The sequence below is a fragment of the Winogradskyella undariae genome, from assembly GCF_013285155.1.
Lineage (GTDB): Bacteria > Bacteroidota > Bacteroidia > Flavobacteriales > Flavobacteriaceae > Winogradskyella > Winogradskyella undariae.
In genome coordinates this window covers 245,054-259,751 of the sequence record NZ_JABTEL010000002.1, presented here as the reverse complement: position 1 = coordinate 259,751, position 14,698 = coordinate 245,054, and the positions used below count along the sequence as shown (strand labels likewise).

General features: G+C 29.5%; 13 protein-coding genes. 4 read left to right on the top strand and 9 right to left on the bottom strand.

Annotated elements, in window-relative coordinates; genetic code table 11:
* The first annotated feature begins 36 nt into the window (after positions 1-36).
* The 3 genes from HSX10_RS03465 to HSX10_RS03455 all read left to right on the top strand — a co-directional run bounded on the left by HSX10_RS03465 (position 37) and on the right by HSX10_RS03455 (position 2,968).
* The gene (locus HSX10_RS03465) at positions 37-378 is read left to right on the top strand and encodes a PadR family transcriptional regulator (RefSeq protein WP_173586814.1); all 342 of its coding nucleotides are present in this window, start codon (positions 37-39) and stop codon (positions 376-378) included.
* Entirely contained in the window at positions 375-2,147 is a 1,773-nt protein-coding gene (locus tag HSX10_RS03460; RefSeq protein ID WP_173586813.1) for a PspC domain-containing protein, read from the top strand. Before HSX10_RS03465 ends, HSX10_RS03460 begins: the two co-directional genes overlap by 4 nt.
* Positions 2,148-2,251: 104 nt before the next feature.
* Complete coding sequence (locus tag HSX10_RS03455) at positions 2,252-2,968, top strand: head GIN domain-containing protein (protein WP_173586812.1); 717 nt, start codon at positions 2,252-2,254, stop codon at positions 2,966-2,968.
* A gap of 80 nt (positions 2,969-3,048) precedes the next feature.
* On the opposite strand, the gene HSX10_RS03450 is transcribed toward HSX10_RS03455, so the two are convergent.
* Positions 3,049-5,265, bottom strand: a complete 2,217-nt coding sequence (locus HSX10_RS03450) for a tetratricopeptide repeat-containing hybrid sensor histidine kinase/response regulator (RefSeq protein ID WP_173586811.1) — start codon at positions 5,263-5,265, stop codon at positions 3,049-3,051.
* 385 nt (positions 5,266-5,650) lie between these two features.
* On the opposite strand from HSX10_RS03450, the gene HSX10_RS03445 reads away from it, so the two are divergent.
* On the top strand, positions 5,651-6,487 hold the full coding sequence (locus HSX10_RS03445; protein WP_254453191.1) for a GIN domain-containing protein: 837 nt from the start codon (positions 5,651-5,653) through the stop codon (positions 6,485-6,487).
* A gap of 9 nt (positions 6,488-6,496) precedes the next feature.
* Here the strand turns inward: HSX10_RS03445 and HSX10_RS03440 are convergent, their stop codons facing one another.
* The 8 genes from HSX10_RS03440 to HSX10_RS03405 all read right to left on the bottom strand — a co-directional run bounded on the left by HSX10_RS03440 (position 6,497) and on the right by HSX10_RS03405 (position 14,528).
* Positions 6,497-7,096 carry a YceI family protein gene (locus HSX10_RS03440; RefSeq protein WP_173586810.1) on the bottom strand — a complete coding sequence of 200 codons (600 nt, stop codon included), beginning with the start codon at positions 7,094-7,096 and terminating at the stop codon, positions 6,497-6,499.
* A gap of 64 nt (positions 7,097-7,160) precedes the next feature.
* On the bottom strand, positions 7,161-8,438 hold the full coding sequence (locus tag HSX10_RS03435) for a hypothetical protein (protein ID WP_173586809.1): 1,278 nt from the start codon (positions 8,436-8,438) through the stop codon (positions 7,161-7,163).
* A gap of 49 nt (positions 8,439-8,487) precedes the next feature.
* Complete coding sequence (locus HSX10_RS03430) at positions 8,488-9,075, bottom strand: YceI family protein (protein ID WP_173586808.1); 588 nt, start codon at positions 9,073-9,075, stop codon at positions 8,488-8,490.
* A 159-nt stretch (positions 9,076-9,234) separates the two neighbouring features.
* Positions 9,235-10,218, bottom strand: a complete 984-nt coding sequence (gene trxB, locus HSX10_RS03425; RefSeq protein ID WP_173586807.1) for a thioredoxin-disulfide reductase — start codon at positions 10,216-10,218, stop codon at positions 9,235-9,237.
* A 440-nt stretch (positions 10,219-10,658) separates the two neighbouring features.
* On the bottom strand, positions 10,659-11,264 hold the full coding sequence (locus tag HSX10_RS03420; RefSeq protein ID WP_173586806.1) for an SIMPL domain-containing protein: 606 nt from the start codon (positions 11,262-11,264) through the stop codon (positions 10,659-10,661).
* Positions 11,265-11,314: 50 nt separating this feature from the next.
* Positions 11,315-11,737: a hypothetical protein gene (locus HSX10_RS03415; protein ID WP_173586805.1), complete on the bottom strand. Its 423-nt coding sequence runs from the start codon at positions 11,735-11,737 to the stop codon at positions 11,315-11,317.
* A gap of 247 nt (positions 11,738-11,984) precedes the next feature.
* Complete coding sequence (locus HSX10_RS03410; RefSeq protein WP_173586804.1) at positions 11,985-12,632, bottom strand: response regulator transcription factor; 648 nt, start codon at positions 12,630-12,632, stop codon at positions 11,985-11,987.
* A 3-nt stretch (positions 12,633-12,635) separates the two neighbouring features.
* The gene (locus tag HSX10_RS03405) at positions 12,636-14,528 is read right to left on the bottom strand and encodes a sensor histidine kinase (protein ID WP_173586803.1); all 1,893 of its coding nucleotides are present in this window, start codon (positions 14,526-14,528) and stop codon (positions 12,636-12,638) included.
* Positions 14,529-14,698: the final 170 nt, after the last annotated feature.

Below are 14,698 nucleotides of genomic sequence, written 5' to 3'. Positions count from 1 at the left end.
ACCACATAAAGTCTCAACACATAACAGACAACATATATGAAAATAGAAAACACAAAAGCACAAATGCGTAAAGGTGTTTTAGAGTATTGCATATTATCTATACTCGCCGATGAAGATGCTTATGTTGCCGAAATTTTAGGCACACTAAAAGACGCAAAAATGCTTGTCGTAGAAGGAACAATTTATCCGCTATTAACAAGATTAAAAAACGCAGGATTACTTAACTATCGTTGGGAAGAATCTACCTCAGGACCGCCAAGAAAATACTACGGACTTACAGAAACAGGAAAGCTATTTCTTACCGAATTAGATACCACTTGGAGTGAATTACAAAATGCCGTTAACCTAGTTACCAACACTAAAACACCAAAAAAATGAATAAAACAGTCAATATAAATTTAGCAGGTATATTCTTCCATATAGATGAAGATGCTTACCTCAAATTATCACGCTATCTTGAGGCTATTAAACGTTCATTTACAGACTCTCAAGGTCAATCTGAAATCATTGCTGATATTGAAGCTAGAATTGCTGAATTGTTTTCAGAACGTATTCAAAACCAAAAACAAGTTGTAGGTCTTAAGTTGGTAGACGACGTTATTGCCATTATGGGACAGCCAGAAGATTACTTAGTGGATGACGAAATTTTTGAAGACGAACCTCAGCAACAATCCAAAAGAAAAACGACTGCTACACGACGTTTTTTTAGAGATACAGATAACTCTTATATTGGTGGAGTTGCTGCTGGTATTGGTCATTATTTTGGATTAGATGCGCTATGGATTCGTCTTCTGTGGGTGATTTTATTTTTTAGTTTTGGTACAGGTATACTATTATATATTATACTTTGGGCATTAATCCCTGAAGCTAAAACAACGGCTGAAAAGCTTACCATGACCGGAGATGCAGTAAACATCAGCAATATTGAAAAAAAAATTAAAGACGGTATTGATACCGTTTCTGAAAATTTAAAAAATGTAGATTTAAAAAAGCATGGAGATAAAATAAAGGAAGGTTTTGATCAGGTCTCTGAAACTGTGAAGGGTGTCGATTTTCAAAAGCAAAGCAGTAAATTAAAATCGAGCTCACAATCCTTTTTTGAAACGATAGGAAACATTATTATGTTTTTCTTTAAAGTGATTGCTAAATTTATTGGAATCTTACTAATCTTTATTGGTCTTAGTTGTATTATAGGTTTTATAATCGCTTTTTTTACAATAGGTATAACAAACGCTGTCCATTTTCCTGGATTAGATTTTATAAATGCTTCTAACGCTGCAAATATTCCTATTTGGTTAATGTCTTTATTATTGTTTTTTGCCATTGCAATTCCTTTCTTTTTTATATTCTATCTAGGATTGAAGATTTTAGTTAACAATTTAAAATCAATTGGAAACATTGCTAAATTCACATTATTAGGAATTTGGACTATGGCTATAGTAGGACTCGTTGTTGTTGGTATACGCCAGGCAACAGAGCAAGCCTATGATGCAAATATTGTACAATTTGATGATAGTTTGAATATTAAATCGGGTGATACCTTAAAGATAAAAATGATAAGCCACGATAGCTATAATAAACATTTACAAAGCAATTATTATAATTACAGAATAAGCCCTAAGGATAATAACAGTAGTATTATATCTGCTAGAGACATTAGACTTACAATAAAATCTACTACAGATTCTTTAGCCCATTTAAAAGTGAGTGCATTTGCTAGCGGTAGCAATTATGAATTGGCTAGAAAACGTGCTGATAATATTGATTACAATTTTAAAACTATTGGAAATGAACTAAGATTAGACTCTTATTTAATTACAGAGGCATCTAATAAATTTAGTGATCAACATATAGAAATTACATTGTATTTACCAGAAGGAACTGTTTTTAATCCTGATAACTATGCTTCGCGTTTTACGAGACAATATAATTCGTCTAATAATTTATTAAAGCGTGAAATGCAAAATAACTATTATACAATAATTGAAGATGATGTGGAATGCCTAGGTTGTATAAAAGAGTTTAAAATTGAAAATGAAGAGGAAGAAATGATAGATACAGAATCATCAAATACAAATGAAACCTCAGCAATTAGTATTAAAATAAACGATGAGGATGGCGTTAACATAAAAATTAATGACAATTGATACCACACATTTAACAGCTCATCAAATTATAATATGCAACTGAGTACAATTAGCTTAAATTTATAAAAACAAAATATTCATCAATCAAAAAACCAACAGAAATCATGACTACATTAACTAGAATTATCACCATAAGTATTATTAGCGTACTTTTACTATCCTGTAATTTCTCAGGTGGCGTAGAAGGCAATGGTAATGTTATAAAAACAGACCGTACTATTAACCAAAACATTAACGAAATTAAAATAAGTAATGCATTAGATCTTTACATTACACAATCTGATAACCAAGCATTAACTGTAGAAGCAGATGAAAACCTTCATGATCTAATTATAACAGAAGTTGTTGATGGTACTTTAAGAATCTATACTAGTGAAAATATAGGACGATCAACTTTAAGAAAAGTGACTCTAAATATTGAAACAATTTCAAAAATCACAGCCACAAGTGGTAGTGATGTTTATGGTAACAATACTATTAAAGTTTCTAGTTTAGAATTAAACAGTACTAGTGGTGCTGATATAAAATTGAATGTAAAGACCGAAGCTTTAAACTGCCATGCTACAAGTGGAAGTGATATAGACGTAAGCGGATCTACTATAAATCTTGTTGCTTCAGCGACAAGCGGAAGTGATATTGAAGCTTCTCAATTAATTGCAGAAATAGCAGATGTTAGTGTAACTAGCGGAGCAGACATCGATGTTTATAGCACTAAAGTACTAACAGCCCATGCAACAAGTGGTGGTGACATAAAATATTCTGGGAATCCTGAAACAATCAATAAAACGGATAATTCTGCAGGAAGCATAAAACAAAACTAAATACCGTCAATCAATCATAGAACTCCCGGAATCCTTAATAGATTTCGGGATTCTTTTTTTAATTAACATGAGCTAAAGAGCTATCCTTTAGTTTCATTAAAATTATACTTTTTAGATAAAGCAATGTAAAGTTTTTTAATTTCTAAAGGCTTCCATAAAATAGCGTCAAATAACATTCTATTTTCTTCGTGCTCGTTAGTTTGTACATCTGCAGTTACTGCAAAAATCGGAGAAGTACTATTCTTACTACTGCCTGCCTTAATTATTTTTGTTGCTTCCACACCATTCATAACCGGCATGTGAATATCCATTAAAATAAAATCATACTTATTAATGTTTGATGCTTCAACAGCTTCTTTTCCATCTTTAACAATATCTGAAGTAACATCCCATTTTTTCAACACCTTCTTCATAAGCAAGGCATTAATTAAAGTATCGTCTGCTATAAGTGCTTTTTGACCTTTAAGTTTACTGTAATCAATTTGTTCTTCCTCAACAATATTTACAACTCTTTTTAACTTCAGTGTAAAATAAAATTCAGATCCTATATCAAGATCACTCTTAACTAATATTTGTCCCTGATGAAGTTCTACTAGCTTTTTAACAATAGCAAGCCCTAAGCCTGTACCACCTTGATCTCTTGTAGTAACTGGTTTAATTTGAGAAAAACTATCAAATATAACATCTAAATTCTCCTTAGAAATACCTTCACCTGAATCTGTTACACTAAAACGAATAGTATCATAAACTTTGTCTTCATCGACTAATGTTGTTGCTAGTATAATATCTCCTCTATGAGTAAATTTAATAGCATTACTTATTAAATTACCTAGTATTTGACCTATTTTGGCTTGATCTAAAGAATAATATCTTTTCTCAGGAATACTACTATCTAAAACTAAATTAAGATCTTTTAGTTTTGCATTGTTATTATGTAGAGTAATAACATTTAAGCATAATTCTTTAAGATTAACATTACGCACTTCTAATACTGATTTATTAGAGTCTAGTTTTGTAAAATCTAAAGTATCATTAACTGTATTTATTAAATTTTTAGAAGCAAATTGAAGACTACTAAACAACTCTTTATCATCGTTTACAATATTATCTTTTAAAATTGAAATGATAGTTGTAATCGCATTTAATGGTGTTCTAATTTCATGACTCATTATAGATAAAAACTCTTGTCTTAATCTAACAGCTTCTTTCTCTTCTTTATTAATGATGTCAATAGCCTTTTGTTTTTCCTTATTAATTCGGGCTTCATTTTCCAAATTATTCATTTGGTTAATAAGGTCATAATGCTCAATAACTTTTACAGTCTGATTTTTCGTTATTTTTTCTTTCTCTGTGACGTGAAGTTCTAGATAACGAAGTGCATCTACATGGTTACGATGCGCTTTATACATCTTAGAAAGCAGATTGTAATTATTAATTTTAATTATTGTTGCATTAATATCTACAGCAATCTCTACACTTGCTTTTAAAACATATTCAGCTTTTTCAAAATCCTCAAGAATATTATACATTTCTCCAAGTTTAGACAAACACAATGCGGAACCAAATTTCTCATTGACTTCCATATGTATATCCAAAGCTTTAAAAAAATCTTGTTTTGCTTCTTTATAAGAACCCGTTTTTAAAAAAATATCACCTCGCCCATAAATAGCAAAACCTAAACCTCTAAGATCTTTAGTTTCTTTTTTTAATTCTATAGAGCGTTCTATTTTCTCTTTTGCTAAAGTTATTTTATTCTTTTTGAGGTATAAACCAGATAAACTAGTGAGAATATTAGACTCTAAGTTTTTATTCGATAATTTTATAGCTGTATTAATAGCACTAACATAAGATTTATGTGCTTTATCGTTATCTCCAATATATTCGTAAATAGTACCAACAGCTTTCTCTACTTTACAGACTCCTGGAAAATTATCGACCTCTCTATAATACTTTAAAGCTTCTAAAAGTTGAATTAAACCGCTGTAATAATCATTTGTTTTATAAAATACACTACCAATATTATAACGAGAATCTGCAATCCCATTTTTAACATTAATGGACTTATAAATAAGTAATGCTCTTGCTGAAAATTCATTAGACTTTTCAAACTCAAAAATTATCATGTAATAAAGCCCTAATCGATTTAAGCACTTTCCGATTAATTCTTCATTATCAATTTGCTCACTTAATTGAAGTGCTTCTTTAGTTAACTCAATACTATTTAAAACATCTTTAGTTCTAGAAACATAAGCTTCATCTAATATTTGATATATTTTTTCTGTATTGTTTAAAAACATTTATAGGGAAAATTACACTTCAAAAATATCACTATTAATTTTGTAAAAGTGGTGTATTTATAATTATACTTTCAAATTTAACAGTTGAATTACAATCTTATTACTTTGTTAAATATAAAGAATAAACATTGAACAATTTACCATTTTTTATTAAAAAAAAACCATAAATAAAGGAGTAAATAAACACTTATAAAAGTGAGTTTAAATAAAAAATATAATTTGGGATGGTTTTTGCTTATCTTAGTATAATCCCTTTTCTTAGACCAAAATTAAATAGAAATCATTAATATTGACAATCAGAATATGATAATGATTTCTAAACTTAAAATAAGTGACTATCTTGCACACTTTGGGTCTCTTAAAAAGAGATTGTAAAACCTATAAAATGAAAAAATTATTACCCATTTTACTTTTAATGATTGTAGCTACAACAACAGTATTAGCACAATCAGAAGAAAAGATTAAAGGAGATAGAAACGTTACGATTAAACAAACATATATTGATGATTTTCACTCGATTATTGTTGATGGAGATTTTTCGATTGAAGTTGTTTATAACAGTAAACCATCTGTAAATGTTGAAGCTGATGATAATTTACATGAAGTTATTCAATTTAATGTAAGTGATGGTGTGCTTACTTTTGTAGAGACTACCAAAATCACTTCTAAAAAGAAACTAAATATCACTGTAAATTATGGCGATGAACTTAGCCTTATTGAAACCAGAGGAAATGGAGAAATTAGATCTTTAACCTCTATGGAACTTACAGACGTTACTTTAATAACTTCAGACAACTCTAGAGCTTATTTGAATATTAATGCACAAAACTTCACATATAAGAGTACCGGAAAATCTAAAACAAGATTAAACCTTACCGCAGATAAAACAAAAATAGAATTAAGTGACAATAGCAAGTTAGATGCCTTTATAAATAGTAAAGTTTCTGATTTTGATTTGTATTTAAGATCTGATGCTGTTATTGAAGGTAATGCAAATAGTTCGGTTATTAGAATGGATAATTCTACGAACTTTAATGGTGCTAAATTTGATGTTAAGACTACAGAAGTTACGTTAGAAGATAATAGTGATTTAACAATCTCTGCAACCGAAAGTATTTCTATTGCTGCATCGGGTAATAGTGAAATTTATCTTTTTAGTAGTCCTGCAATAACGATTACAAAGTTTGAAGATACAGCTAAATTGCAAAAGAAGAATCGATAATTATTTTCTTTAAGACTCTAATATTTTAAGCGAAAACTGAATCTCAATTTGAGGAGAAACTTTAACCATACCTAACATTTTTGTAGGTGCCGTTAAGTTAAAATCATTAATATCTAAAGGCATTACACCATTTACATGTAGATTACTATTTTCTGTTATAGAAACTGGTATTTTATAAGTTTTAATGATATCACTAATTTTAATTTCTATAGTAACTGTAATTGAATTGTCATTAATTTTAACTTTTGAAATCTCTTTTAGCTTTAAAGTTATTTCAGGAAACTCTTCTGTATTCAATAATTCATTAAAATCCTTATTGATCATTTTCCCTCCACAATTAAATTCTAAATTAGGTAGAATTAACTTAGTGTCATCAAATTTAATTTTCTTATCATAATCCTTATAACTGATTTTAATCGCCTCTGAAATAGCGGTCATATCAAAATTACACTCAAAAGTACTTACATTGGTTTTTCCTTTAATCTTTAAATAACTATCAGAAGAAAAAAATACAACAGACTCCTTTGAGTCCAAAACTTTTGTCTCAGAAACAGATTGTTTTACTGGTCCTAGTAAAAATAAAAAAAGAAATAAAAATGTTCTAATCATGATTTAAATATAAAAATAAAGGCCTCTATTTCAAAAATAAAGGCCTTTTTATTAACTTAATTTCTTAGAAACTAATTACAGCTTCTAACATAACTCCATCAAACTGTCCATCTTCAAGAAGATCTCCTGCTGCAAAATCATTATATTGTTGATTAACATATTCTGCTTTCATTAATACGTTTTTGGTCATAAACCAACCTGCACCTAATTGAAATCTATTAATACTTACATCGTCACCACTAGCTAATTCTGAGCTTACAGTATTGTAACGTGCTCCTACAAATACATTTTCTTTCTCTCCAAATCTGTAAATAGCTTCACCTGCATACTGCTCTGTATTTCTTCTGTCAGTTTCACTTAATGCTTTCCCTGAAGATAACTCAACAGTACCAAAGAACTCTAAACCACCGTACTTTACAAATGGGTTAATCATAATAGCAGTAATTTGATTTTTGAAACCAGGATCAAAACGTCCAGATCTAAAGTTATCACTAGTTGCTGTAGCATCCTGCATTATGTCATAGTATCTAGAACCTGCTCTATCTGCAGAATATAAATATACATTTTGTGCATAACCTGTGTTATATAAAGAACCTGTTAAACGCACTCTTAAATCATCTGAAAGTTGTTTATCATATCCTAATTTTGCTAAAAATGCAGCACCACCAGTTGTACCGTTAGATTCCTCTACACTTTGGTTTAATTTACCATTTGTAAAACCTAACATTCCAAAAAATCCATTTCCTGTATTATAATAAACTTCAGCACCTACTTCAGTAGTAAATGAATCCATAATTAAGTTTCCTACAAAAGGATTGTAAATAGCTTCTGCATTATCTGTTCTTCTAAAGTGTGTATCACCATAGTTATTTTCCATATGACCAATTTTTATAGTCGTGTGGCTCATAAGATCTCCTAAAAAACCTTCTTGGATAAAATCTAATTTATCAATTTGAAAATATCCGCCTTTTACATAAGGTTCGTTATGGTGACGTGAAGATAAATAAGTTCTTAAATGCATACTTACACCATCATAAAGTGCTACATCTAAATCTAAATTAGCAGTCGCTAAGTTAAAGTTACTTCCTACTTCTCCTAAAGGTGTTACACCTGAATTCTCATTATCTAATGCTTGATATTGAAGAGCAAAAGCCCCACCTATTCTTACATATAGGTTTTCAAAAGTTGTAAGTGTATCTTTTTGTGGTTCAAATACATTAACACCTCTTTGGTCTGGTTGTCTGTAATTGTCAAAATCGCGTGGATTAACCGTTTGTGCAGATATTGAATATCCCATTGTAAAAACAATGACAAAGGTTGCTAGTTTTAATACTGATTTCATAAATTTCTAATTTAATTGTTAGTTGTTATTTATTAATTGGTCTTGATTATTATTTGTTGAACACTGAATTAAAAGTAATTTTAATAGCATCTCCTGTTTTAATAGTACCAAACATCGCTGTTGGTGGTTCTACACCAAAATCAGTCATATTAAAAGATTTTTCACCTACAAGAGTAACTTTAGTACCGCTTAAAGTAACAGTCATGTCCATAGAAATGGTTTTAGTTTTACCAGCGATAGTCATTTTACCTGTTGTGGTAACTTTATAAGAAGTGTCACTGTTTTTTGTTACATTAGAAACAGAAGTAAGACTATAAGTCATTGTGTTATAATCATCTGTATTTAAAGCCTTATAAGTGTTTTTATTCATGGCAGATTTACCACTTTCAAGACTTTCAGCTTCTACAGTAATATTTAAACTAGATATCTCTAAATTATCAGTGTTAGAAATCACTAATTTTCCAGATTGTTTTTCTGTTTCTATTGTCCAATCGTGTAAAGAAGATGTGCCATGTATTTCTAAAGAAGAACTACTATTGCTTAATGTATAGTTTTGAGATGTAGCAACCTGAAAAGAAAACAGATTACTTAAAAATACTGCTAGAAAAAATACTTGTGATTTAATTAAATTGTTCATAGTTACGTTTTTTTGTTTCCGCAAAGATTTACAATTAAAGACCATTAAATTATGATGAAAATCATGATTTAAGATTTATTCAAAAATTTAACATATTTAAATTTTACATAAAAAAAGCCGAAGTGTAAAACTTCGGCTTCTTAAATATGTTAAAAAAAATTAGTTATAACTTGAAGTAGCAATCTCAAAATCAGCATCCTTAGCAGCTAAATAACGCTCTGCATCTAAAGCTGCCATACACCCTGTTCCGGCTGCAGTAATTGCTTGTCTGTATACATGATCTGCTGCATCTCCACTAACAAAAACACCTTCTACATTTGTTTTACTTGTTCCAGGAACAGCATTAATGATATAACCTGTTTCGTCTAAGTCTAAAATATCTTTAAAAATATCTGTATTAGGTTTATGACCAATAGCAACAAAGAAACCAGTAGCTTCAATATCGTGCTTTTGTTTTGTTTTATTATTATAAACCCTTACTCCTGTTACAACTTGACCATCACCTAAAACCTCGTCTGTTTCTGTATTAAATAAGATTTCAATATTTTCTGTTTTCATAACACGCTGTGCCATAATTTTAGAAGCTCTAAACTCATCACGTCTAACTAACATGGTTACTTTTTTACAAAGTTTAGATAAATAATGTGCTTCTTCGCAAGCAGAATCTCCAGCTCCAACAATTACAACTTCTTGATTTCTATAGAAAAAACCATCACAAACTGCACATGCAGAAACACCACCACCTAATTTTAAATATTTTTGTTCTGAAGGTAAGTTTAAATATTTTGCAGACGCACCTGTAGAAATAATAATAGTATCCGCGTGAATTTCTTTATCTTCATTAATCCATGCTTTATGCACATCTCCAGAAAAATCAACTTTAGAAACCCAACCATGACGTACATCAGTTCCAAAACGTTCAGCTTGCTTTTGTAATTGCATCATCATTTCTGGACCTGTAATACCTTCTGGGTATCCAGGAAAATTCTCAACATCATTAGTTGTTGTTAATTGACCACCTGGTTGTTCACCTTGATACAAAACAGGAGACATATTTGCTCTAGCTGCATAAACCGCAGCCGTATAACCTGCTGGTCCTGAACCTATAATTAAACATTTTACTTTTTCTATTGTATCTGACATATCTTGTGTTTTAAAATTTTACTATGCTTCTATTTCACTGATTTAAAATTTAAACAAACAGTTAAAAGCAGCTAAAACAAAAGTAGGTTTTTTCATTAAATCCTTACTTATAAGTTATTAACAGTATTTATAGTGCTATAAATATTTTGAATACATCTTGATTTTGTCTTTAATTTAGTAATTTATAGGAGTCTAAAAGTAAAAATATAGATATTATGAGATACAATATTTTAATTTTAAGTTTCACCTCAGTGTTTATATCTTCTTGTAAAAACAATAATAAATTAACAACAAAGGTTCTTTAAATAGAAGAAATTTCTAATTCTAATTCTAATTAAAAAAAACTAAATGGCACATAGGAGCTCGTAAGTTTTTAAAATCACAAAGTCTGCGAGCATTATTAAAATAACGCAACGCAGACTTCACCCTTAAATAAATTTTTATTTTAATGTAAAAACAACAGATAATCTTACATATTCTGAATCTGTATTTGGTGATTGCCAGTAATCAGATGTATCATAATCACTAACTATTGAGCATATTTCTCCAATTTCATCTCCGCTAATAGCTGCTAACATTTCTGCTTTTTCACGAGCATTTTCTAACGCTTTAGTCATTAACTTTTTCATATCTGCTTCAGGTGTTTTAGTTTTCACCTGAATATAAGCTGGCATTACTTGTGCCATTCTAATACTTGTTAATTTTAAGATTTCCTCCTTATCACTAGTTTCAAATCTAAGAACAGTTCCATCTTTTCTATATCCTGAAGATACATATGATAATTCGTCTACTGTGAATTTTGATTTATCAATATTTAGCTCATCAACTTTCTCGTAGTATTTCACTAATAATTCGTCTAAACTATTATAAGGATCATCCGTATAATAACTATTATCTAAAGTCAGCGTTACATCTGTTTTATAAGTAATAGTTTGAGTTGTTTTTTCTGCAACACCGTAAACACTTATAGTGCGTCTACCTGATGTGTTTTGTGCAATTCCTAATGTAGAAATACATAATAGTATTGCTAAAATTAACTGTTTCATAATATTAATATTTTATTGATTTTATTTTGTGAATTAATCTATTCTGATAATTAAATAGTAAATAAGAAAGATGCTGCAATCATCCAACCACCTACTACTAATCCTAAGATTCCAAATTGACCTAACTTTGGTGCTAATTTTTCTCTTAATGCTGCTCCTTTTGCTTTTGCTGCTTCATTTTTACTTAAAATTAATTGGTTTATCATACCAAACCCTAACATAAATCCAAGTGCTGCTTCTACTACACTACCAGCTAATAAAGTAATCCACCAAATAGGGGCTATTGACAATAAAGCTATATTAAGTAAAGCTGAAATAATTCCCCAAACTCCAAAAATGCAAAATACAAGCCCAATCCAACCTTGGTAAGGTGCTACTTTGTCTAACAGCTCTTGTGCGTTAGGTTTTTTTGATAAAATAAGTGATGGTACTGCGATGATGCTTAAAAGGATTAAAGTAATTCCGTAAATCATAAGTTCTAATTTTTTAGTTTTAGTTATTGTTATGATGCAAATTTCGGATCTTTAGTGCTTTTAAAACGTACTGTAAGTAGTAAAAATACTTACCCTGTTTTCAGGGATGGAAAGTTTTATTGCTATAATTTGGGAAATATATAAAGCTAAAAGACATGCTTAGTCACTCATAAAATCAAAGTATGATGTTCTATGAGTTATTCTAATAACTTAATATTTAAGTAAATTACTAAAAAGAAAGAGGTAATTAATCTAGCATCCCTTTTTCTACAGCATAACGTGTAAGACCAGCTAAATTACGTACACCTAACTTAGAAATAAGATTTTTACGGTAACTCTCTATTGTGTGTTTACTTAAAAATAATTGATCTGCAATTTCTTGTGTTGTGAACTCTTGCGCTATAAGCTTTAAAACTTCAGTTTCACGTTTACTTAGTGAGATTTCTGGATTAGATTTTGCCGAAAACATAGCTTCCATTACGACTTGTTTAATACGTGGTGAAAAATAATTTTCACCTTCTAATATCGATTTTATAGCTTTTAATAATTCTGTTTTCTCAGCATTTTTAGAGATATAGCCATTAACATTGGCTTCGGTAAGTGTTTTTATTTTTTTAGCATCTTCGAGCATGCTAACCACAAGAGTTTTTATTTGAGGAAACTCTGATTTAATAGCGGTATTTAATTCTACACCATCCATTTCTGGCATATTAATATCTGTAATTACCAGATCTATTTTTTCGTCTGTATTAATTCTTAGATATTTTATAACCTGAGTTCCAGTTTTAGCCGTTAGAATAATATTAATAGACGCTTCTTCTGCCAAAATACTTGTTAACCCATCTAAAAACATAGCATGGTCATCGGCAATAATTATAGAAAATGATGTACTCATAAATTAATTTTGTGGTAAGCTTATACTTATTACGGTTCCTCGGTTTATTGCTGTATCTATAGAAATTCGACCTTTAAAATTAGCCACTCTGGTTTCCATATTCTTTAGACCGATTCCTTTATTCGTCTTATTTAAATCGAACCCGACCCCATCATCTTCATACAAAAGCTCAATACTTTTATCTTCTGAGAATGATGTAATTTGAACATTAATTTCTTCTGCTTTAGCATGTTTTAAAGCATTAGTTACTAATTCTTTTATGATATTAAATAAAGATACTTGAATCGAAACATCAATAGCATTTACTTCATCATTAGGGTAAGCTTCAAAACGTAAATTTACGGAAGCATCTTTACTAATACTATCTAAATAACTATTTACTAAATCTGTAAATGCAGAACCTTCAAATTCTTTAGGAATTAAACTGTGTGAAATCTCACGAACCTGATTGTAAGTTGCGTCTAGTAAATTTAATATTTGTCTAAACTCTGGCTGATGATCACCCAAACTATTCATCTTTAATTTTATACCCGCTAAATTACCACCAATACTATCGTGTAATTCTCTGGCTATTCTGTCTCGTTCTTTAGATTGTACTGAAATCGTATTTTTGGCCAATTCTAATTCTTGAGATTGCAATAAAGTAGTAACCTCTTGTTGATTAATCGCTTCCTGTTGTTTATTTAATAAACTTTGGGTTTGCAACTTTTGATAATAAACTATTAGTAATAATATAATTGGAATAAGAATCACTAAAAAGCCTATTAAGAAAGCATATTTTATAGTTTTTTGACGTTCAATCTCTGCTTGTTGCAAAATTTGATCTTCCTGTAGTTGACTAATCTCCTTTTCCTTTTTTAAAGTTTCATACTTTAACTCTAAATCTTTTACTAAACGTTGATTTTGCTTATCCGCTATTTCTTTTGTTACCCTTTGGTATTGCGTAATTAAATTATAAGCATTTTTATAATCTTCTTTTACTTTATAGAGCTTCACTAAATCGCCTATAACTTTTTGTTCTAACTCTAAACGGTTCCATTGTATGGTGTTTATGTACGCTGTAGTTAACACAACTTCAGAAGCATCATACTCTTTTAACATGGCATGACTTAAGCCTATCTCTAAAGTGGCTTCAATATATACATCATAAAACCCGCTATTTAACGCCGTAGTTTTAATATTATTTACCGTCTCTAAAACACTTTCAAAATGACCTCGTCTTAGCTCTACTTCAGATAAATTGAGTTGTAATTCTAATTTTAATTTTTGGTAGTTATCGATAAATTCTTCAGATAAAGCTTTATTTATCATTATTTCAGCCAAGTCTAAGTCATTAGATAAAATTAAATACTGACTTTTAACAACTTCATTCTTCAAATAAAAATCATGAGGTGCTTTTTCTTGCGGTAATTCTTCTAGTAATACTTTAGCTTTTTTTAATTCGCTTTTAAGCAAATAAGTTTCTGCTAACTGTAATTTTAAATACTTTTGAATAGATTGTTCTGAATTTGAGCTTTCAATACCTTCAATTAAAGATTTAATTGATTCTTCTAATAATCCCAGTTTTTGAGCCGCAACACCTTCAAAATATAAACCACTAAGTTTAATCTCATCTCTATTTTTAATATTTCGCCCCTTATAAAGCGCTTCATTTTTAATAAGGTGTCCATAATGCATTAAAGAATCTGCATGACCAGATTCTAAATAAATCATAGCAATAGTATCTAAATATTTAAATCGAATTTCTTGATTTTTGGAATATTTTAAATTTTCATAAAGCTTATAATCCACCATTCTAGGTAATTCACCAAAAGCTCTAAAAGTATCCTTTTGTTGAGCGAAGCCAACAAAACAAAGCATACTTAATAAAAGATAAAACGTGTTTTTAATTTGCATTTTTGATTTTTATATCTTTTTACAAAAATAGTATATAGACTTTCTAATTTCTAAACATTAGATCGTAATACTATTTTAAAAGGTTTAAAATGCAATTTAAACAAACACTATAGGCTTTTAGTCACTGATTTCAGTGAAAAAAAATAGCCTTAAAAAGTTTTTACGCTTCT

Coding starts and splice junctions, on each gene's coding strand:
- HSX10_RS03465 (WP_173586814.1), top strand. CDS start 37: ATGAAAATAGAAAACACAAAAGCACAAATGCGTAAAGGTGTTTTAGAG.
- HSX10_RS03460 (WP_173586813.1), top strand. CDS start 375: ATGAATAAAACAGTCAATATAAATTTAGCAGGTATATTCTTCCATATA.
- HSX10_RS03455 (WP_173586812.1), top strand. CDS start 2,252: ATGACTACATTAACTAGAATTATCACCATAAGTATTATTAGCGTACTT.
- HSX10_RS03450 (WP_173586811.1), bottom strand. CDS start 5,265: ATGTTTTTAAACAATACAGAAAAAATATATCAAATATTAGATGAAGCT.
- HSX10_RS03445 (WP_254453191.1), top strand. CDS start 5,651: ATGAAAAAATTATTACCCATTTTACTTTTAATGATTGTAGCTACAACA.
- HSX10_RS03440 (WP_173586810.1), bottom strand. CDS start 7,096: ATGATTAGAACATTTTTATTTCTTTTTTTATTTTTACTAGGACCAGTA.
- HSX10_RS03435 (WP_173586809.1), bottom strand. CDS start 8,438: ATGAAATCAGTATTAAAACTAGCAACCTTTGTCATTGTTTTTACAATG.
- HSX10_RS03430 (WP_173586808.1), bottom strand. CDS start 9,075: ATGAACAATTTAATTAAATCACAAGTATTTTTTCTAGCAGTATTTTTA.
- trxB (WP_173586807.1), bottom strand. CDS start 10,218: ATGTCAGATACAATAGAAAAAGTAAAATGTTTAATTATAGGTTCAGGA.
- HSX10_RS03420 (WP_173586806.1), bottom strand. CDS start 11,264: ATGAAACAGTTAATTTTAGCAATACTATTATGTATTTCTACATTAGGA.
- HSX10_RS03415 (WP_173586805.1), bottom strand. CDS start 11,737: ATGATTTACGGAATTACTTTAATCCTTTTAAGCATCATCGCAGTACCA.
- HSX10_RS03410 (WP_173586804.1), bottom strand. CDS start 12,632: ATGAGTACATCATTTTCTATAATTATTGCCGATGACCATGCTATGTTT.
- HSX10_RS03405 (WP_173586803.1), bottom strand. CDS start 14,528: ATGCAAATTAAAAACACGTTTTATCTTTTATTAAGTATGCTTTGTTTT.